Annotated in this window: 20 protein-coding genes; 18 read left to right on the top strand and 2 right to left on the bottom strand. The window is 71.8% G+C overall.

Annotated elements, in window-relative coordinates; genetic code table 11:
* Positions 1–107 precede the first annotated feature (107 nt).
* The gene (locus ABEA82_RS11480) at positions 108–512 is read right to left on the bottom strand and encodes a hypothetical protein (RefSeq protein WP_345661296.1); all 405 of its coding nucleotides are present in this window, start codon (positions 510–512) and stop codon (positions 108–110) included.
* A 493-nt stretch (positions 513–1,005) separates the two neighbouring features.
* Between ABEA82_RS11480 and ABEA82_RS11475 the strand changes: the two genes are divergently transcribed.
* From ABEA82_RS11475 to ABEA82_RS11465, 3 genes are read left to right on the top strand one after another with little or no spacing between them, the layout of a single operon-like run.
* Positions 1,006–1,191, top strand: coding sequence for a hypothetical protein (locus ABEA82_RS11475; protein WP_345661295.1), 186 nt, complete (start codon positions 1,006–1,008; stop codon positions 1,189–1,191).
* Positions 1,188–3,035 carry a thiamine pyrophosphate-binding protein gene (locus tag ABEA82_RS11470; RefSeq protein WP_345661294.1) on the top strand — a complete coding sequence of 616 codons (1,848 nt, stop codon included), beginning with the start codon at positions 1,188–1,190 and terminating at the stop codon, positions 3,033–3,035. Before ABEA82_RS11475 ends, ABEA82_RS11470 begins: the two co-directional genes overlap by 4 nt.
* Positions 3,028–3,537, top strand: a complete 510-nt coding sequence (locus ABEA82_RS11465; RefSeq protein WP_345661293.1) for an inclusion body family protein — start codon at positions 3,028–3,030, stop codon at positions 3,535–3,537. Before ABEA82_RS11470 ends, ABEA82_RS11465 begins: the two co-directional genes overlap by 8 nt.
* 5 nt (positions 3,538–3,542) lie before the next feature.
* On the opposite strand, the gene ABEA82_RS11460 is transcribed toward ABEA82_RS11465, so the two are convergent.
* Positions 3,543–4,148, bottom strand: a complete 606-nt coding sequence (locus ABEA82_RS11460; protein WP_345661292.1) for a TetR/AcrR family transcriptional regulator — start codon at positions 4,146–4,148, stop codon at positions 3,543–3,545.
* 140 nt (positions 4,149–4,288) lie between these two features.
* On the opposite strand from ABEA82_RS11460, the gene ABEA82_RS11455 reads away from it, so the two are divergent.
* From ABEA82_RS11455 to ABEA82_RS11385, 15 genes are all read left to right on the top strand, one after another.
* Positions 4,289–5,308, top strand: a complete 1,020-nt coding sequence (locus ABEA82_RS11455) for an aldo/keto reductase (protein ID WP_345661291.1) — start codon at positions 4,289–4,291, stop codon at positions 5,306–5,308.
* Between the two features lie 38 nt (positions 5,309–5,346).
* On the top strand, positions 5,347–6,258 hold the full coding sequence (locus ABEA82_RS11450) for a LysR family transcriptional regulator (RefSeq protein ID WP_345661290.1): 912 nt from the start codon (positions 5,347–5,349) through the stop codon (positions 6,256–6,258).
* Positions 6,259–6,423: 165 nt separating this feature from the next.
* Positions 6,424–7,599, top strand: a complete 1,176-nt coding sequence (locus ABEA82_RS11445; protein ID WP_345661289.1) for a CaiB/BaiF CoA transferase family protein — start codon at positions 6,424–6,426, stop codon at positions 7,597–7,599.
* A 33-nt stretch (positions 7,600–7,632) separates the two neighbouring features.
* Positions 7,633–8,412, top strand: coding sequence for a crotonase/enoyl-CoA hydratase family protein (locus ABEA82_RS11440; RefSeq protein ID WP_345661288.1), 780 nt, complete (start codon positions 7,633–7,635; stop codon positions 8,410–8,412).
* Positions 8,413–8,419: 7 nt separating this feature from the next.
* The gene (locus tag ABEA82_RS11435; RefSeq protein ID WP_345661287.1) at positions 8,420–9,166 is read left to right on the top strand and encodes an acetoacetate decarboxylase; all 747 of its coding nucleotides are present in this window, start codon (positions 8,420–8,422) and stop codon (positions 9,164–9,166) included.
* Positions 9,163–10,113 carry a 3-hydroxyacyl-CoA dehydrogenase NAD-binding domain-containing protein gene (locus ABEA82_RS11430; RefSeq protein ID WP_345661286.1) on the top strand — a complete coding sequence of 317 codons (951 nt, stop codon included), beginning with the start codon at positions 9,163–9,165 and terminating at the stop codon, positions 10,111–10,113. Before ABEA82_RS11435 ends, ABEA82_RS11430 begins: the two co-directional genes overlap by 4 nt.
* Position 10,114: 1 nt before the next feature.
* Positions 10,115–11,317, top strand: coding sequence for an acyl-CoA dehydrogenase family protein (locus ABEA82_RS11425; protein ID WP_345661285.1), 1,203 nt, complete (start codon positions 10,115–10,117; stop codon positions 11,315–11,317).
* 111 nt (positions 11,318–11,428) lie between these two features.
* Positions 11,429–12,103: an HAD family hydrolase gene (locus ABEA82_RS11420; RefSeq protein WP_345661284.1), complete on the top strand. Its 675-nt coding sequence runs from the start codon at positions 11,429–11,431 to the stop codon at positions 12,101–12,103.
* Positions 12,104–12,349: 246 nt separating this feature from the next.
* Positions 12,350–12,763 carry a hypothetical protein gene (locus tag ABEA82_RS11415; RefSeq protein WP_345661283.1) on the top strand — a complete coding sequence of 138 codons (414 nt, stop codon included), beginning with the start codon at positions 12,350–12,352 and terminating at the stop codon, positions 12,761–12,763.
* A gap of 104 nt (positions 12,764–12,867) precedes the next feature.
* Positions 12,868–14,235: an MFS transporter gene (locus ABEA82_RS11410; protein WP_345661282.1), complete on the top strand. Its 1,368-nt coding sequence runs from the start codon at positions 12,868–12,870 to the stop codon at positions 14,233–14,235.
* Between the two features lie 22 nt (positions 14,236–14,257).
* Positions 14,258–14,917, top strand: coding sequence for a response regulator transcription factor (locus ABEA82_RS11405; RefSeq protein WP_345661281.1), 660 nt, complete (start codon positions 14,258–14,260; stop codon positions 14,915–14,917).
* A gap of 28 nt (positions 14,918–14,945) precedes the next feature.
* The gene (locus ABEA82_RS11400; protein WP_345661280.1) at positions 14,946–16,337 is read left to right on the top strand and encodes a sensor histidine kinase; all 1,392 of its coding nucleotides are present in this window, start codon (positions 14,946–14,948) and stop codon (positions 16,335–16,337) included.
* The gene (locus ABEA82_RS11395) at positions 16,334–17,368 is read left to right on the top strand and encodes a TAXI family TRAP transporter solute-binding subunit (protein WP_345661279.1); all 1,035 of its coding nucleotides are present in this window, start codon (positions 16,334–16,336) and stop codon (positions 17,366–17,368) included. Before ABEA82_RS11400 ends, ABEA82_RS11395 begins: the two co-directional genes overlap by 4 nt.
* 37 nt (positions 17,369–17,405) lie before the next feature.
* Positions 17,406–18,350: an RNA polymerase sigma-70 factor gene (locus ABEA82_RS11390; RefSeq protein WP_345661278.1), complete on the top strand. Its 945-nt coding sequence runs from the start codon at positions 17,406–17,408 to the stop codon at positions 18,348–18,350.
* 107 nt (positions 18,351–18,457) lie between these two features.
* Positions 18,458–19,654, top strand: a complete 1,197-nt coding sequence (locus ABEA82_RS11385; RefSeq protein WP_345661277.1) for an NAD(P)/FAD-dependent oxidoreductase — start codon at positions 18,458–18,460, stop codon at positions 19,652–19,654.
* The last annotated feature ends 33 nt before the right edge of the window (positions 19,655–19,687 follow it).

Raw genomic sequence — 19,687 nt, 5'->3', positions numbered from 1 at the left:
GTTTCCGCCCATCGTCGTCCGGTGTGCGGGATGCCTTCCCGGTGCGTCGGCGGTCGCCATGCACGCGGGGCTCGCATTCACCCGTTGGCAGCCGTCAGGTGGCGTACTCAGGGGACCGCGAACTCCAGCACGGCGTCCTTGCCGTGCTGTGCGACGACCTTCACCCTCAGGTCGGAGCCGAACTGGGCCACGCTGCCCCGGCCGCCGAGGGTCGTGACGGTGCCCGGTGTCCGGAAGGTGACGGAGTCGTCCACGGAGACGTGTACGTCCACGCCGTTCGCCGTGATGTCCGCCGTGGAGGTCACCAGCACCTCGCACGCACCGTCCGAGCATGTGCCGTAGTCCCTGCCGTCCGCCGCCCCGGGCAGCGGGCCGGCGGGGTCGGTCGGTCGATCCGGCGTCGCCTCGGCCACTGCCGTGCCGCTGTCCTCATGTGTCCCACCGCCCCCGCATCCTCCGACGGCCAGCACCAGTGCGCCGACCATGACCCCGACGCTCGTACTCCTGCGCATTCGACACCACTCTCCTTACTACGGCTCGTCCCACGGGTCCGTTTCAAACAACGACCCAACCGCTGTGGTCGCCCCGAGCGGCGTTCAATTTCACTGGATTCGCACAAGGTCTTTCCGCTCCCGGTTCGCATCCTGATCACCCCTCATTGCCGGAGGGGCGACTTTCCAATTGACTGATCCATTTCGGGGAAACGGGGTTTCATGCCTGGGGAGACGATGGGGGCGACGGCGGGAACCGGCCGATGGGCCGTGCGCCGGGTCCGTTCCGGTGGCGTGACCACGCCCTTCGCGGTTTTCAGGAGGTCCACATTCCGCGCACGGGTATTCGAACCGGATTGGCCTCCGCTTCCCCTCTGTCCCTGCTGAATCATCCGTTCCCTCAGGGGGCAGCCGGGTGTGTCGCATTTCCGTCGGCGTGGGCGATCGGTGATTTCAGGTCGTTGTCCCGAGAGGAAAGCGGGAAATCGTTCCGGCATATCTACGATCGCAGGCTATGACCGACTCACTTCGGGACGACTCCGCCACCCGTGCGCGCCGGCAGACCCTGCACACCCTGATCGACACGGGCCGCCTCGGCCACACCCCTCACCCGCGCAAGGACGAGTGGCGGGAGCAGCTGGACCGCGTCTTGCCACCGGTCACCACCCCGCGCACCGCCCGCGAGAGGGAGTGTTCATGACCGCGATCGGGCCCGGGTGCACGGTCGCCCGTTATCTCGCCCTGCGGCTCGCCGAGTTGGGCATCACCCACCTGTTCGGCGTCCCCGGCAACCACCTCGGGCCGTTCCTGACGACCCTGCGGGCCGAGGGCGACATCGAGTGGGTCGGCACCCCGACCGAGGGCGGCGCGGGCCAGGCCGCCGACGCCTTCGCGCGCATCCACGGTGTGGGGGCGGCGGCGGTCACGTACAGCGTCGGCGCGTTCAATCTGCTGAACGCCTGCGGTGGCGCCTTCGTCGAGCGGATCCCGCTCGTCGCGGTCAACGCCTCGCCGCCGTACGAGCAGTGGCAGAACTACCGTGCCCTCGGGCTGCTCACCTCGCACATGAGCCCCCGCCCGGAGAGCAACCTGGACGTCTACCGGCAGGTCACCGTGGACGCGCAGGTCATCTCCAACCCGGGACTCGCGCCCGGTCAGATCGACGCCGCGCTCACCGCGTGCCTCACCGAGCGCCGGCCGGTCTACCTGGAGGTCATGGAGGACCTGTGGGACGAGCCGTGTCCCGAGCCCGGGGCGCCGATCGTCCCCGGCGAGCGGCCGTTCAGCGAGCGCGGCCGGCGCATGCTGGACCAGGCCGTGCAGGCGGTCCTCACCCTGATCGAGGAGCATCCCGGCCCGGACGGCAGGCCCCGCCCGATCGTGTGGGCCGGCGAGGAGATCGACCGGTTCCGTCTCGGCGAGCGGCTCACCGACCTGGTGGAGGCCACGGGTGCGCCGTTCTGCACCACCGTCGGCGCCAAGGCCGTCGTGGACGAGGACCTGCCGGAGTTCCACGGCGTGTACAACGGCGGGGCCAGCCACCCGGACGTGCGCAGCATCTTCAAGGACTGGGCCACCTGCCGGATCGGGCTCGGCGCCTGGTCCACGTCGAAGAACCTCGGCGGCGAGCAGTGCGTGGGCACCGACTGGGTGATGGCGGCGAACGGCGGGGTCAGCGTCGGCACGTCCTACTTCCCCGACGTCCAGCTCGAACTGCTGCTGCCGGCCCTCCAGGACGCGCTGGTGAAGGCGTACGGCACGGGGGGCCTGGCCGCCGACTACTACGCCGAGTCCTACGCCCACCACGGCTCACCGGGCGACCGCCCCGCGGCCCTGGAACAGCACCGCGCCACCCTGCGCACCGGCGCCTCGCGGTCCCGCCGCACGGCCGGACACCACCTCACCTACGACGGCGTCTTCGACCGGATCAACCACTTCCTGAACCATGACACCGGGGAGGACTGGACGGTCGTCTCGGACGCCGCGTTCTCCCTCATCGGCTCGATGAACCTGGCCCTGCCCGCGGGCGGGTTCCTCTCCCAGGTCAGCTGGCTCTCCATCGGCTGGTCGGTCGGCGCGGCCACCGGCGCCGCGCTCGCCCCCGAACGCGAGTACGCCCGCCCGATGGTGTTCGTGGGCGACGGCGCCTTCCAGGAGACCTGCCAGGAGCTCTCCACCCACACCAGGCTGGGCATCCGCTCGGTGGTGTTCGTCATGGACAACGGCCACTTCTACGGCGTCGAGCAGATGCTGGTGCACCCGGAGTACTACGCGGACGGGCAGGACGCCGCCGAACCGGACTACTACAACGTCCTCCACCCCTGGCACTACGACCGCCTCGCGGACGTCTTCGCCGGCCGGCACACCCCGGCCAACGGAGTCACTGTCACCGACACCCACGACCTCGACGACCTCCTGGACCGCCTCACCGACCCGGCCGACCCGGTCAACGCCGGACCTCTCCTGGTCCGTGTCCGTCTGCACCGCCACGACTACCCGCGCGCGATGGCCTACAAGGTTCCGAAGGAGCAGGCACATGGCTGATCTCAACGTCCTGATCGCGTTCGACGCGGCGACGATCGTCGAACAGAACCCCAACGCCTCACGCAACCCCGACGCCCCGACCCAGGTCGACCACAGCCTGATCTACATGACCACCCGGCACGACCACATCGTCGGCACGTCGGGAGCCGAGCTGAACCTCCGGGCCGAACCCGGGGACAGCATCAGGTGGCGCGAGACGACCCTGTCGCTCGGCAGCGACTACAAGGCCCTGCTCTACCGGTACGTCAGCAACGACAGCGGGCACCAGTTGATCCGGACCCCCGAGATCGAGGTGATCGACGGCATCTACCCCCTGCCGAAGGAGGGCAGCGAGGGCAGGCCGGAGTTCGACACCCAGCGCTACCAGGACCACTACTGGCGCACGACCGTCAAGAAGCGCGGCCAGGTCGTCTACCACTTCTCCTTCCAGATCCTGGACCGCCACCGCCAGTTGAAGGGCTACTTCCAGTGGGATCCCTTCATCACCATCGAGGACTCCTGACGGCGTCAGGGCCGGCGTAGTCCGGCGACGAGGAGGCCGACCAGCCGGCGCGGGTCGTAGCGGGGATCGCTGTCCGCCCCGATGCACAGATTGCCGACGCCGCGCATCAGCTCGTAGGCGTCGATGTCGGGGCGGATCTCCCCGGCGACGGCAGCGGCTTCCAGCAGCTGCGCGCAGACGGGGACGAGCCGGTCGATGAAGTAGGCGTGCAGCGTGTCGAAGCCGGCGTCGTCGGAGTGCAGGGCGGCGGCGAGGCCGTGCTTGGTCGCGAGGAAGTCGACGAACTGGTCGATCCAGCGGCCGAGCGCGGTGTGCGGGGACGCGCTGTCCGCCAGCAGGGCCGGGCCGGCCTCGGCGCAGGCGTCGACCTGGTGCCGGTAGACGGCCACGATGAGATCCGCCCGGGTCGGGAAGTGGCGGTAGATCGTGCCCACCCCGACTCCGGCCCTGGCCGCGATGTCGCGCACCGGCGCGTCGACGCCGGAGACGACGAAGGCCGCGGCGGCCGCGTCGAGCAGGGCCGCCTTGTTGCGCCGGGCGTCCTTCCGCCGGGAAGGGGCCGCGGGCCCGTCCGGGGCGGGCCGTCCGGCGCCCTCGTCACTGTCGTTCATCACGCTGCTCCGTCCGCCCTCGTGCCCGCCCGGCGCGCCGGGGGTGCTCTCTCCTGCTTGTCAAAACGGAACCGTGTTCCGTATCGTCGTTCCGGAACGACGTTCCGTTTACTCATCATGCCAGAGCAGGAGACACAGTCATGCAGTACCGCATCTTGGGCCGCACCGGTGTGCAGGTCAGCTCCCTCGCGCTCGGCGCGATGAACTTCGGCGCGATCGGGCGCACCGGTCAGGACGAGGCCACCGCCCTCGTCGACGCCGCTCTCGACGCCGGGATCAACCTCATCGACACCGCCGACATGTACGGCGCCGGCGAGTCGGAGGAGATGGTCGGCAAGGCCATCGCCGGCCGCCGTGACGACATCGTGCTGGCCACGAAGGCGGGCATGCCGATGGGCGACGAGCGCAACCACCGTGGCAGCTCGCGCCGCTGGCTGGTCACCGAGCTGGAGAACAGCCTGCGCAGGCTCGGTGTGGACCACGTCGACCTCTACCAGATCCACCGCTGGGACCCGGACACCAGCGACGAGGAGACGCTGTCGGCCCTGACCGATCTGCAACGCGCGGGAAAGATCCGCTACTTCGGCTCCTCGACCTTCCCCGCGTACCGCGTCGTACAGGCCCAGTGGGCCGCCCGTGAGCACCGGCTGAGCCGCTACGTCACCGAACAGCCCAGCTACTCGATCCTCCAGCGCGGGATCGAGTCCCATGTCCTGCCCGTCGCCGAGGAGTACGGGCTCGGCGTCCTGGTGTGGAGCCCGCTGGCCTCGGGCTGGCTCTCGGGCGCGGTCCGCGAGGGCCGGGAGGTGGCGACCAACCGCTCGGCGTTCATGCCGGAGCGCTTCGACACCGCCATTCCCGCCAACCGGGCCCGGCTCGACGCCGTCGAGCGGCTCGCCGAGGTCGCCGACCAGGCCGGTCTGACCCTGATTCAGCTCGCCCTCGGCTTCGTCACCGCGCATCCGGCCGTGACCAGCGCGCTCGTCGGGCCGCGCACGCTCGACCATCTGCGGGACCAACTCGCCGCCGCCGACACCGTGCTGACCCCCGACGTGCTCGACGCGATCGACGCGATCGTGGCCCCCGGCACCGACCTGGCCCCACAGGAGAAGTACGACACCCCGCCCGCCCTGCTCGACCCGGCCCTGCGCCGCCGCTGACCGGCAGCGCAGGCACCCCTGCGGTTAGGGTGAACGGCGTGGAGCTCCTGCACCTGCGCTACTTCGTCGCCGTCGCCCAAGAACTGAACTTCTCCACCGCGGCCCGCAAACTGCACATGGCGGCGTCCCCGTTGAGCCAGCGGATCAAGGATCTCGAGAAGGAGCTCGGACACCGGCTGTTCGACCGGGACACCCATCATGTGCGGCTCACCCCGGCCGGCAGCGCGCTGCTGCCGATCGCGCGCGGTGTCCTGGAGCAGGTCGACTCCATCCAGTGGCGGCTGGACGAGACCGCCCGGCCGCGGCGGACCACCCTGCTGCTCGGCGTGCCCAGCGGTGTCCACCCGGATCTGCGGACCCGGATGGACACCCTCGCCGAGCGGGTCGCCGACCGGTTCGAGATCAAACGCTGGCCGGGTGGCACCGAACGGCTGGTCGACGCGGTGTGCGGCGGCAGACTGGCGCTGACCCTGGCCCGGCTCCCGGCCGGCGGTGACCCGGCCCTGGAGCAGCTGCCGGTGATGTCGGAGCGGCTCGGCGCGGTCGTGCCCAGGGACCGGTTCGCGGGGCGGGAGTCGGTCGCCCTGGCGGAACTGACCGAGCTCGCCTACGCGGGGTCCCCCACGGCCGTGACCAACGCGTACTTCCGCGGCCTCGACCAGCAGCTCTCCGAGCTCGGCGTCAGGAAACGGATCGAACTGGGCAGTGCCACTTTCGAGGGAGTTTCCGAGATCGTGTCCAGTGGCTTGGCTTTTTCCATTTCCATGCTGGATCCGCGGAGTCCGGTGCAGAATTACCGTCTCGACAATGTGACCGTCCTGCCCTTCTCGGATTTCCACCCCCGGCTGGAGACCGGCCTGCTGTGGCGCAAGGACCGGGCGCATGGCGGTGACCTGGAGGAAGTCATCACCGCCGCCCGTGAGGTCTTCGCCGAACCGCTCCACGCATAAGCTCCACGAAAGCTCCACGAATCGCTTTACGAAGCGGTATGACCACTGCGGTCATACCGCTTTTCGTTATTCGGTCATTCCGTTTCGTTCCGTTTCCTATGCCCCCTTGCTAACTTAGTTTCCAGATACACATACATGGTGAAGCGAGGAACGGAAGGAAAAGTGATGACGGACCTCACGGACACCGTCGCCGGCCCCCTGGAGGGCGTGCGGGTGATCGACCTCTCGACCGTGGTGATGGGCCCCTACGCCGCCCAGATCCTCGGCGACCTGGGCGCCGACGTGATCAAGATCGAGTCGCCCTCCGACACCGTGCGCGTGGGCCACTACAAGACCACACCGGGCATGACCCCGCTCAACCTCAACGTCAACCGCAACAAGCGCAGCGTCGCCCTCAACCTCAAGGACGACACGGACCGCGAGCGGGCGCTGCGGCTGATCGACACCGCTGACGTGCTGATCACCAACATGCGGCCCGGCGCGCTGCACCGCCTCGGCCTGTCCTACACCGACATCGCCGCCCGCAGCCCCGGCCTCGTCTACGCACACGCCCAGGGCTTCCGCAGCGACTCGGACCGCGCGGGCAACGCCGCGTACGACGAGACCGTGCAGGCCGCTTCCGGCCTGGTCGACATCGCCGACCGCGCGCTGGGCGAGCCCGTCTACCTGCCGACCATCATCGGCGACAAGGTCTCCTCGCTGACCATCGCCTACAGCGTGCTGGCCGCCCTGCTGCACCGGAACCGGACCGGCGAGGGCCAGCTCGTCGAGATCCCGATGACGGACACGCTGATCGCGTTCAACCTGGTCGAGCACCTGGCCGGACACACCCACGTGCCCGAGACCGCCCCCACCGGGTTCCCGCTGTCGATGCTCAAGGGACACAAGGCGGTGCGCACCAAGGACGGCCTGGCCTGCGTCATCCCGTACAACCCCCAGAACTACCGGGACTTCTTCACCGCCGCCGGTCGCCCGGACCTGGCCGAGGACCCGCGCGTGAACGGGGACGCCGTCGACAGCGCCGACCACGAGGACCTGGCCGCCCTGGTCGACGTGTGCGCCCCGGAACTGACCACCGAGGAGTGGGCGGAGGTCTGCGCGAAGCACAGCATCCCGATGGCGCCGGTACTGGAACTGGACCGCGCCCACGACGACCCCTACGTCCGTGACGGCCATCTGCTCGACACGGTCGAGCACCCCACCGAGGGCTCGGTCCGCACCATCGGCATCCCGCTGCGCTTCTCCGCCACGCCCGGCTCGATCCGCCGTCTGGCGCCGGTCGCGGGCCAGGACACCGAGGACGTCCTCGCCGAACTCGACGCGATCGCCGCCTCCCGCTGAGCAGCGCCGCACCGTCACAGGAGAACCACCACCATGAGCAGCACCCCCGCGACTCCCTTCGTACGCACCGAACGGATCGGCTCCGCCCTGCTGATCACCCTCGACCGCCCCGAGGCCCGCAACGCCGTGAACGCCGAGGTCGCCACCGCCCTGGCCGCCGCACTCGACGAGTTGGAGGCCGGCCCCGAGCTGCGGGCCGGCGTCCTGACCGGCGAGGGCGGCACGTTCAGCGCCGGCATGGACCTCAAGGCCGCGCTGCGCGGCGAGTCGCCCGAGGTCGAGGGCCGCGGCTTCGGCGGCCTGACCGAGGCCCGGCCGGACAAGCCGCTGATCGCCGCCGTGGAGGGCCCGGCCATGGGCGGCGGCTTCGAACTCGCCCTGGCCTGCGACCTGATCGTCGCGGCCGAGGACGCCCGGTTCGGCCTGCCCGAGGTCAAGCGCGGGCTGATCGCCGCGGGCGGCGGAGTGATCCGGCTGCCGAAGCGCCTCCCCCATCACCTCGCCATGGAACTGCTGCTGACCGGCGAGCCCGTCGACGGCCGCCGCGCCGGTGCGCTGGGCCTGGCCAACCGGGTCACCGCCCCCGGCCAGGCCGTCGCCGAGGCGCTCCGGCTGGCCGAACGGCTCGCGGAGAACGCCCCGCTCGCGCTGGCGGCCGTCAAGCGCGTGGTGCGCGCTGCCGACGGCGCGTCCGACGCGGAGGCCTTCGCCTTCCAGCGCACGGAGATGAAGTCCCTGATGGCCTCCGCCGACGTACGCGAGGGCATGACCGCCTTCGCCGAGCGCCGCCCCGCGCGGTGGACGGGGAAGTGAGCGGACCATGAAGGCCGAGGACGTACGGCAGCGCGTCACCACCCCCCTCACCAGCCCGGCGTACGCGCCGACGGTCCCGCGGTTCACCGACCGGGAGTACCTCAACGTCGTCTACCGCACCGACCCCGACGCGCTGCGGACCGTCGTCCCCGAACCCCTGCGGATCACTGAACCGCTGGTCCGGTTCGAGGTGATGAAGATGGGCGACGTCAGCGGCTACGGCCCCTACACGGAGGCCGGGCAGGCGATCCCCGTCGACTTCGAGGGCGAGCACGGCGAGTACCTGCACGCCATGTACCTCGACAACTTCCCGGCGACCGCCTCCGGCCGCGAGGTCTCCGCCTACCCGAAGGTCCTCGGCTCCCCGGCGCTGTACGTCGACTCCGGCGCGCTCGTCGGCACCCTCGACCACGGCGGCCTGCGGGTCGCCACCGCGACCATGGGCTACAAGCACCACCCGCTGGACCGGGACGAGGCCGAGGCACAGATCACCGTGCCGACCTTCATGCTCAAGACGATCCCCGGCTACGACGGGCTGCCGCGCGTGCAGGAACTCGTCCGCACCCGCATCACCGACGTCACCGTCAAGGAGGCGTGGACCGGCCCGGCCCGCCTCCAGCTGTTCCAGCACGTGCTCGCCCCACTGGCCGACCTCCCGGTGCTGGAGGTCGTCTCCGCTAGCCACATCCTCACCGACCTGACGCTGTCCGGCGTCGAGCCGGTCCACGACTACCTGAAGGGAGCCGCGTCATGAACCGCGCCTTCCGTACCGCCGCGGTGATCGGCGCCGGGACCATCGGACTGTCCTGGACGACGCTGTTCGCCGCGCACGGACTGACCGTCCGGGTGAGCGACCCGCGACCGGACCTCGCCGAGGCCGTGGACGAGGCCCTGGCGACGTACGCCCCGCAGCTGGCCGCCCGCGGCCTGGACGTGACGGGCCTCGCCGACCGGGTGCACATCGCCGCCGGCGTCACCGAGGCGGTCCGGGACGCGGACGTCGTCCAGGAGAACGGCCCGGAGCGGCTGGAGTTCAAGCAGGACCTGTTCGCCACGCTGGTCCGGGAGGCGCCCGGCCACGCGCTGCTGCTCAGCTCCTCGTCGGCGATCCCGTCCAGCGCGTTCACCCGTGAGCTGCCGGACGAGGCCGCCGCCCGGGTCCTGATCGGCCACCCCTTCAACCCGCCGCACCTGCTCCCGCTCGTCGAGGTCGTACCCGGCGAACGCACCGGCGAGGACGCCGTGCTGGACGCGGTGGACTTCTACACCTCGGTCGGCCGCACCCCGGTCGTCGAGCGCAAGGAGATCCCCGGCTTCGTCGGCAACCGCCTCCAGAACGCCCTCAGCCGCGAGGCCGTGTACCTCGTCGAGCAGGGCGTGGTGACCCCCGAGGAGCTCGACACGGTCATGACGAACTCGCTGGGTCTGCGCTGGGCCACGGTCGGGCCGTTCCTCGGCTCGCACCTGGGCGGCGGACCCGGCGGCTACCGGCACATGGCCGAACACATCGGCGCCTCGATGCAGCAGCTGTGGGCGGGCCTCGGCACCCCGTCGCAGAACGAGGAAGAACAGCAACGGCTCATCGAAGCCGTGGAAAAGGCCTACGGCTCCTCCGCGTACCCGGAACTCGCCGGGGCGCGCGACCGCAGGCAACTCGCCGTCCTGGCCGCCCTGGACGGCGCGGACAAGGAGGAGAACTGAGATGACCACCACCTGCGCACCGCTCGACGACCAGCTCACCGCGGACTTCTACGGCTACGAGGCCCTGCTGCCGGACGAGGAGCGGGGGATCCTCCTCAAGGCCCGCGCCCTCATGCGCGACCAGGTCAAGCCGCTGGTCAACGACGCCTGGGCCAAGGGCGAGTTCCCGAAGGAGCTCATCGACCTGTTCCGCGAGAGCGGCCTTGCCGGACTGCCCTACGAGGGCTACGGCGAGCACGCTCCGGCCGTCAGCAACCTGCTCAGCGGCATGCTGGCGATGGAACTGACCCGCACCGACGCCTCGGTCGCCACCTTCTTCGGTGTCCACAACGGCCTCGCGATGTACTCGATCCACTCCGGCGGCGACCAGGAGCAGCGCGACCGCTGGCTGCCGGCGATGGCCGCGATGGACAAGATCGGCGCGTTCGCGATGACCGAGCCGCTCGGCGGCTCCGACGTCGCGGGCGGTATGCGCACCACCGCCCGGCGCGAGGGCGACGCCTGGGTCCTGAACGGCGCCAAGAAGTGGATCGGCAACGCGACCTTCGCCGACTACGTCGTGGTGTGGGCACGCGACGTCGACGACAACCACGTCAAGGGCTTCGTCGTGGAGAAGGGCACGCCCGGCTTCGACCCGGCCAAGATCGAGGGCAAGACCGCCTTCCGGATCGTGGAGAACGCCGAGATCACCCTCACCGACGTCCGGGTGCCGGAGGCGAACCGCCTGCGGAACATCAACTCCTTCCGCGACGTCGCCGAGATCCTGCGCGCCACCCGCGGCGGGGTCGCCTGGCAGGCGCTGGGCGTCATGGTCGGCGCCTACGAACTCGCCCTCGACTACGCCCGGGAGCGTGAGCAGTTCGGCCGCCCGATCGGAGGCTTCCAGCTCGTGCAGGACCTGCTCGTCAAGAGCCTGGGCAACATCACCGCCTCGTGGGGCATGCTGGTGCAGCTCGCCCGGCTGCAGGACGCCGGGATCTTCCGCGACGAACACTCCTCTCTGGCCAAGGCGTTCGTCACCGCCCGGATGCGGGAGGTCGTGGCCTGGAGCCGGGAGCTCTTCGGCGGCAACGGCATCCTGCTGGACCACGACATCGCCCGCTTCTTCGCCGACGCCGAGGCGATCTACTCCTTCGAGGGCACGCGCGAGATGAACACCCTGATCGTCGGCAAGTCGATCACGGGCCAGTCTGCCTTCGTGTGAACCTGACCCGCTTCAACTTCCGTGTTTCTGCCCGATATCGGGCAGAAACACGGAAGTTTCGCGTCTCCTCGTCTTAGAGTTGTCGTCCGTTGCAAGCAAGGGGTGACACATATGCGCTCGCTGCCCGCCGGTGCGGAGGCCGTGGTCTTCGACTGTGACGGTCTCCTGGTCAACACCGAGGACTGCTGGTCGGTCGCCGAGTCGGCGCTCTTCGCGGCACACGGCCTGCCGTTCGGCCCCGCCGAGAAGGCCCTGGTCCTCGGCCGGACCCTGGAGGCCGCCGGGGAGGCCATGGCCGGCCACTTCGGCCGGCCCGGAGCAGGCGCGGAGATCGCCGCCGACCTTCTCGCCCGGGTGCGCAAGGAACTGGAGCGGGGCGCCGAGGCCCTGCCCGGGGCGGTCGACCTCGTACGGGCCTGCCGGGCGGGCGTGCCCGCGGCCGTCGCCAGCAACAGCCCGCGCGAACTCCTCGACACCGCACTGGAGTCGGCGGGCCTCCTCGACCTCTTCCCCGTGTCGTTCGCGGCCGACGAGGTGCCCTCCGCCAAGCCGGCCCCGGACCTCTACCTCACGGCGTGCGCGGCGCTCGGCGTCGCTCCGGAGCGCTCCGTCTCCTTCGAGGACTCGGCCACGGGTATCGCCTCGGCGCGTGCCGCCGGGCTCTTCGTGGCGGTCGTGCCGTCCCTCCCGGGAGGCGACCTCGACCACGACTGGCTGGGCACGAGCCTCGCCGAACCCGGACTCCTGGACTGGGCCAGGGGACTGGGCCGGGTCGGCGCCCGCTGATCAGCTCGCCGACGGGCCCGCCAGGCCGTCCCGTTCGGCGGCGGATCGCAGCCTGTGGAGCGGGCCCGCAGCCTGTGGAGCGGACCCGCGATCGGCGAGGGCCCGTGCCTCGACGCGCCCCCGGCCACGCGGCCCGTGCGTCGCTGTCCGGTTTGGCCGCTACTCCGGAGGAAGGGTTCCTGGCACCCTGACGAGCACCCGCGCGGGACAATCTCCGTCCAGCAGGACCGGGAAGGAAGCGCCAGCATGATCGAGTGGAAGCCCCTGGGCACCGCGGCCAGGCCCGTCCCGAAGCCCGTGGCGACCCCGTTGGTGTGGGCCGGGGCCTTCGGGGGCGCACTCGTGCTGGTGGCGCTCCTCAACACCGTGGTGGGGCCCGGCCGCCCGGAAATGGCCCTGCCGGTGCTGTCCCTGCTGGCCGCCCTGCTGGGCCTGTGCGCACGCTTCACGGCCGCACCCGGCACGGCCTTGCTCTGCTGGCTGTTCCTCAACGGCTTCGTCATCCCGCCCGCCGGCACCCTCACCTGGGCCGGGCACCGCGACACCACCTGGCTCGCCTGCCTGCTCGCCGCCACCCTCGTCGGCACGGCCCTGGCCCGCCTCTTCCACGCCCGGGCCGCCTACCGCCGCCTCGCCCCCGGGAGCGACCGGGAGCCCTGAGGGTCCTGCCCTAAGGGACTGTTAGGACTTGGTTCACGCCGTTGAGCGGTGCCGTTCCCGCCATCGACTCTGTGTGCTCCCGGGCCGCAGACAAGGGAGTTCCGATGGCCACACCGACCACGACCGAGAGCGGGCAGCAGCCACGCAAGGGCGAACGCAGGGTCGTCAGCAACATCGTGCGCGGATCGATCGGCAACCTGATCGAGTGGTACGACTGGTACGCGTACACCGCCTTCAGCGTCTACTTCGCCTCCGTCTTCTTCCCCTCCGGCGACCAGACGGCCCAACTGCTGAACACCGCAGCGGTGTTCGCCGTCGGCTTCCTGATGCGGCCGATCGGCGGCTGGGTCCTCGGCCGCTACGCCGACCGCCGGGGCCGGCGCGCGGCGCTGACGCTGTCGGTGACGCTCATGGCGGCCGGTTCGCTGATCGTCGCCCTGACCCCGTCGTACGGGTCGATCGGGGTCGCCGCGCCGGTGCTCCTGGTGGCCGCGCGGCTGCTGCAAGGACTGTCGGTGGGAGGGGAGTACTCGACCTCGGCCACCTACATGTCCGAGGTGGCCTCCCCGGGCCGCCGCGGCTACTACTCCAGCTTCCAGTACGTCACCCTCATCGCCGGGCAGCTGACCGCGCTCGGGTTGCAGATCGTCCTGCAACAGCTGCTCAGTGCCGCGCAGATGGAGGCCTGGGGCTGGCGGGTCGCGTTCGTGGTCGGCGCCGCCGGGGCGGTGGTCGTGCTGTGGCTGCGGCGCGGCATGGACGAGTCCGAGAGCTTTGAACGGGCCGCCGGGGAAGCCGAGAACGGCGAGACGGGCGAGAAGGGGCAGAGCGGCCCCGCCCGCGGCAGCCTGCGGCTGCTGCTGTCCTACCCGCGGCAGTGCCTCACCGTCGTCGGGCTGACCATGGGCGGCACGCTGTTCTTCTACACGTACACGACGTACCTCCAGAAGTTCATGGTCAACACCAGCGGCATCGCCAAGCCGACCGCCGCCTGGATCAACTTCTTCGCGCTCCTCGTCTTCGTCGTGCTCCAGCCGGTCGTGGGCCTGCTCTCCGACCGGGTTGGGCGCCGCCCCCTGCTGATCGCGTTCGGGGTGCTGGGCACCGTGGTGGTGGTGCCCTCGCTCACCCTGCTGTCCCACACCAGCGACCCCGTGTACGCGTTCCTGCTCATGGTGGTGCCGCTGGCCGTCAGCTCCCTGTACACGTCGATCAGCGCGGTGGTGAAGGCCGAACTGTTCCCGACCTCGATCCGGGCGCTCGGCGTCGGCCTGCCCTACGCCCTGACCGTGGCGGTGTTCGGCGGGACCGCCGAGTACGTCGCCCTGTGGTTCAAGAACGCCGGGCACGAGAACTGGTACTTCTTCTACGTCACCGCCTGCGTCCTGGTCTCACTGCTCGTCTACATTCGGATGCGCGAGACATCGGACGCGTCGCCGCTGGACGAGGACGCCTCCCGGTCCCGCGGCTGACGGAGCGGGAAGGAGGCGGACCGTGCGGGTGCTGCTGGCCGAGGACGACGATGGGGTGGCGGGCGCGCTGACCGAGGCCCTCTACGACAACGGTCATCTGCCGGCCCGGGTGCGGCGCGGCGAGGACGTCCTCGCCCGCCACCGGCAGGCGGACCTGCTGCTGCTCGACCTCGGCCTGCCCGACCTGGACGGTCTGGAGGTGCTGCGCAAGCTGCGCGCGGTGAGCGCCCTGCCGGTGGTCGTCCTCACCGCGCGGGGCGACGAACGGTCGGTGGTGCGCGGCCTGCGGCTGGGTGCCGACGACTACCTGGTCAAGCCGGTCCGGCTGGCCGAGCTGCTGGCCCGGATAGAGGCCGTCACCCGTCGTGCCACGACCGGCGCCGCACCGGCGCCGCGCACCGTCCGCGCCGCCGACGTCGAGGTCGACCTGGACGCGCGCCGGGTGACGGTCGGCGGGGCGGAGGTGCGGCTGACCACCAAGGAGTTCGAGGTCCTCGCCGCGCTGGCGGCCCGGCCCGGCACGGCGGTCAGCCGCCAGCAGCTGATGGACGAGGTGTGGGGCGACGCCTTCCTCGCCGTGTCCCGCTCCCTCGACGTGCACCTCACCCAGGTGCGGGCCAAACTCGGCCGCCCCGAGGTGCTGACCACCATCCGCGGCTTCGGCTACCGCTTCGGCGACTGAGCCGGGCCGAACGGCACAGGCCCCCCGCATGCGCACCCGCGTCCTCACCGTCGTCCTGGCCTTCGCGGTCCTCGCGGTGGCCGGCTTCGCCGTCCCGCTGCTGGCCGTCACCGCCGCGCAGCGCACCCAGCAGCTCGTCGCGGCGCGCACCGCCGACCTCGACCGGTTCGCCTCCCTGGCCGAGCAGGCCGCCGAGAGCGACGACACCGGCGCCCTCACCGCCGAGGTCCTCCGCTACACCGAGCTGTACGGCGAAGCGGTCGTGGTCGTCGACGCCCGCCGTGCCCCGGTGGTGCAGACGGGCGGGCTGCGCGCCGCCGACCCGGCCGTCGCCCGGCTCGTCGACGCGGCGCTGCGCAACCAGCCCGTCTCGCCCGGGGGGACACTGCGGCCCTGGTCCCGGGCCGACCGGCTGCTCGCCCGCCCCGTGGGCACCGGCACCAGGGTGTCCGGCGCGGTGGTCCTGCGTTCCTCGGTGCGGGGCGCCGCGGACGACATCGCGCTGCGCTGGGCGCTCGTCCTGGCCGGGGCCGGCCTGTTCGCCGTGGCCTGCGTGCTGCTAGCCCGCAGGGCCACCCAGTGGGTCGTACGGCCGCTGCACCGCCTCGACCGCGCGGTCGGCACCCTCGCCGCCGGCCTGCCGCCCGAGCACGCTCGGGCCGGCGGCCCGCCGGAGCTGCGCCAGCTGGCCACCGGCTTCAACCGTATGGCCGACGGGGTCACCACCGCCCTCGAACAGCAGCGCCGCCTGGTGGCCGACACCTCGCACCAGCTGCGCAACCCGCTGGCTGCCCTGCGCCTGCGCATCGACTCGCTCCAGCCCCATGTGCGCACCTCCGCCGCCCGCACCTACACCGGGGTGACGGCCGAACTCGAACGCATGGAGCACCTGCTCGACGACCTGCTCACCCTCGCGAACGCCGAGCACCGGGCCGGCGAACTGGCCGTGACGGACACGCGGGAGGCCTCCTGCGACGCGGCGGCGGTAGCCGAGGCCCAGGCCGGGCTGTGGCGGCCGGTGGCCGAACAGGCCGGAGTCCACCTGGAGTTCGTCCCCGGCCCGGCCGTGCGTACGGCCTGCACGGAGGGCGAACTGGCCCAGGTGGCCGACATCCTCCTCGACAACGCGATCAAGTACGCCGGGAGGGGCGCCCACGTCGAGACACGCTGCTTCACCGACGGCCCGGACGCGGTGTTCGAGGTCCGTGACGACGGGCCGGGCCTCGCCACCGGCGAACTGCCCCGGGCGGGCACCCGCTTCTGGCGCGCGGACCGCCACCGTGACGTCCGGGGCAGCGGCCTCGGCCTGGCCATCGCCGAGCGACTGGTGGCCGGCCGCGGCGGCCACGTCGAATTCGCGACGATCGCCCCGCACGGCCTGCGCGTCCGGGCCGTCTTCCCGCAGGGTCCCGCGACATGACCGGCCCCGCCCGCCGCCTCGCCCTGGGGACCGCGCTCGGTGCGGCGACCGCCCGCCGCACCGTCCTGCGGGCCGCGCTTGGCGCGGCGGGTACCGGCCTGCTCGCGGGTGCCACGGCGGCCGACGCACGGCACCCGGACCGCGGCCCGGAGGGCGACCTGCGCGTGGCGACCGGCGAGTCGGACGGCTTCTACACGGCCTTCGGCCGGCTGCTCGCCGCCGAGGTCACGGCCGCCTACCCGCGGCTGTCCTGCGAGGTGATCAACAGCGAGGGCAGTGTGGCCAACATACGGCTGCTCCAGGCGCGCCGGGCCGATGTGGCGCTGGCCCTGTCGGACATCGCCTGGGCGGCGTACGGCGGCACCGCGCCGTTCGGCCACCGTGTCCCGCTGCGCGCCGTCGGCAGGGTCTACGAGAACTACGTCCAGCTGGCCGTGCGCTCCGGGTCGGGCATCCACAGCGTGGCCGGGCTGAGGGGCCGTACCGTCTCGCTGGGCGCCCCCGCCTCCGGCGGCGCCGTGCTCGGGGACCGGCTGCTGCGTGCCGCGGGCCTGACCCCCGGCACCGACGTGCGGGTCCGGCACCTGCTGATGCCGCAGGCGGGGCGTGCGATGCGGGCCGGTGCCATCGACGCCTTGCTGGTCGCGGGAGGCGTGCCGCTCCCCGTGCTGTCCGGGCTGGACACCGACCCCGGCATACGTCTGCTGCCGCTGTCCGGCCTGCTGCCCCGGCTGCGCGCCGGACAGGGTTGGGCGGGTTCGGGTCTGGAGGCCGTGACGGTGCCGGCCGGGGCGTACCGGCAGAGCCCCGAGGTGCCCACCATCGGCGTCGCCAACCTCCTGCTCTGCCGCCCCGGCCTCGCCGCCCCCGTCGCCGCCGCCCTCACCCGCGTCCTGGTCCGCCGGGCCACAAGCCTCGTCCCCGCCCCGGCCCTCGGCACCCAGTTCCTCGACGCCCGCAGCCTGATCTCCACGGGCGCCGTGCCCCTGCACCCGGGGGCCGTCGCCGCCTATCGCGAGCTGCACGGCTAGCGAGACCGTCCGACGGACGGAAGCTAGGATCCCTGCCATGGCCCTGACCATGAGCGACGTGGACCGGTTCGAGGCCTCCAGGCCGCGTCTGGAGGCCATCGCCTACCGCCTCCTCGGTTCGGCGAGCGAGGCAGAGGACGCCGTGCAGGAGACGTACCTGCGCTGGCAGGCCGCCGACATCGGGCGGATCGAGGTGCCCGAGGCCTGGCTGACGAAGGTCCTCACCAACCTGTGCCTCAACCAGCTCACCTCGGCCCGTGCCCGGCGCGAGACCTACGTGGGCCAGTGGCTGCCCGAGCCGCTGCTCGCCGGGGACCCGATGCTCGGCCCCGCCGACACCGCCGAGCAGCGCGAGTCCGTGTCACTGGCGGTGCTCGTCCTGCTGGAGCGGCTGTCCCCCAACGAGCGGGCGGTGTACGTGCTGCGGGAGGCATTCGACTACCCGCACCGGGAGATCGCCGGGATCCTCGACATCTCCGAGGCGGCCAGCCAGCAGATCTTCCACCGGGCCAAGAAGCACGTCGCGGACGGCAAGGTGCGCACCGAGATCGACGAGGCCGCCGCCCGGCGGGTCATCGACGAGTTCCTCGCGGCCGCCACCAGCGGCCGGACGGAGCCGCTCGTGCGGATGCTCACCGAGGACGCCGTCTCCATCGGTGACGGCGGCGGCAAGGTCCCGGCCCGCGCCAAGGCGTTCGAGGGCGCAGCTGCGGTCGCGCGGTTCATGCGGGGCCTGTTCAAGCCCAGCAAGGCCAAGCGGGCCCTGGCTGGCGGTTCGCCCGAGGTGTTCGCCGCGACCGCCAACGGCGACCCCGCCGTCGTGGCCGTCCTCGACGGCCGGGTCATCGGCGTGATGTGCCTGGAGGTCACCGCCGACGGCATCGCCGCGTTCCGCAACCAGGTCAACCCCGACAAGCTCGAACGGGCGACCAGGCGCTGGGCGGCCGAGGACCACGGAGAACCCCTGCTCAACGCCTTCTGACTCCGATGCCCACTCTGATGTGACCTGCTTCACACCGCCTTCCTGTCAGGAAACGGCGGGCCGCCCGGTTCAGGTGGCGAACCCGCTCGAGACAGGAGAGCCCAGCCATGGAGCACCGCATCATCGTCCTCGGAGCCGGATACACCGGAGCGATCGCCGCCGGACGCCTCGCCAGGCGGCTGCACCGCGAGGACGTCGCCATCACCCTCGTCAACGCGGAACCCGACTTCGTCGAGCGCGTGCGGATGCACCAGCTCGCCACCGGCCAGGACCTCAGGCCCCGGCCCTTCCGCGAGATGTTCGCGGGCACGGGCGTGGAACTGAAGCTCGGACGGGTCACCGGTGTCGACGTGGAGCGCCGGAGCGTCGCCGTCACCGGCGAGGACGGCGCCGAGGAACTGGAGTACGACACCCTCGTGTACGCCCTCGGCAGCGGCTGGAACGACCAGGGGGTCCCCGGCACCGCCGAGTACGCCCACGAGATCGCCGGCCGGCCCGGAGCGCTCCGGCTGCGCGAGCGGCTGGCCCGTCTGGACGCCGGGCAGACCGTCGTCGTGGTCGGCGGCGGCCTCACCGGGGTGGAGGCCGTGACCGAGATCGCCGAGTCCCGCCCGGACCTCGACGTGGCCCTCGCCACCCGCGGCGAGCTCGGCGACTGGCTCTCCGACAAGGGCCGCGCACACCTGCGCAAGGTCGTCGACGGGCTCGGCATCACCGTGCACGAGCACGCCGTCGTCACCGGTGTCGAGGCCGACCGCGTCACCACCGCCGACGGCACCTCCCTCCCGGCCGCCGTCACCGTGTGGACGACGGGCTTCGCCGTCCACCCGATCGCGCGCGCCACCGCCCTGGAGGTGACCGGCACCGGCCAGATCGTGGTCGACCGCACCATGCGCTCGGTCTCCCACCCGGACGTCTACGCCGTCGGCGACGCGGCCCTGGTGGCCGGCCCCGGCGACAAGCCGCTGCGGATGTCGTGCGCCTCGGGCGTCCCCACCGCATGGCAGGCCGCCGACGCCATCGCGGCGCGGCTGACCGGCGGGAAGATCCCGACGGTGCCGCTGCGCTACTTCAACCAGTGCGTCTCACTGGGCCGCAGGGACGGCCTGATCCAGTACGTCACCGCGGACGACCGGTCCGTACGGGCGGCCCTGACCGGGCGGTTCGCGGCCCTCTACAAGGAACTGGTCTGCAAGGGCGCGGCCTGGGGCGTCGCCCACCCGGTCCTGACGCCGACCCGGCGCCGCCGCGTCGTGCGGGAGAGCGCCCGGGCCGAGGCACCGGCTCCTCTCGCGAGGGTCTGACGAACACCGGACACTCCCCCTGGGGGCCAGGGC

Source organism: Streptomyces venetus (assembly GCF_039540295.1).
GTDB lineage: Bacteria > Actinomycetota > Actinomycetes > Streptomycetales > Streptomycetaceae > Streptomyces > Streptomyces venetus.
The sequence above is the reverse complement of the archived record's forward strand: the minus strand, read 5'-3'. Positions and strand labels throughout refer to the sequence as shown.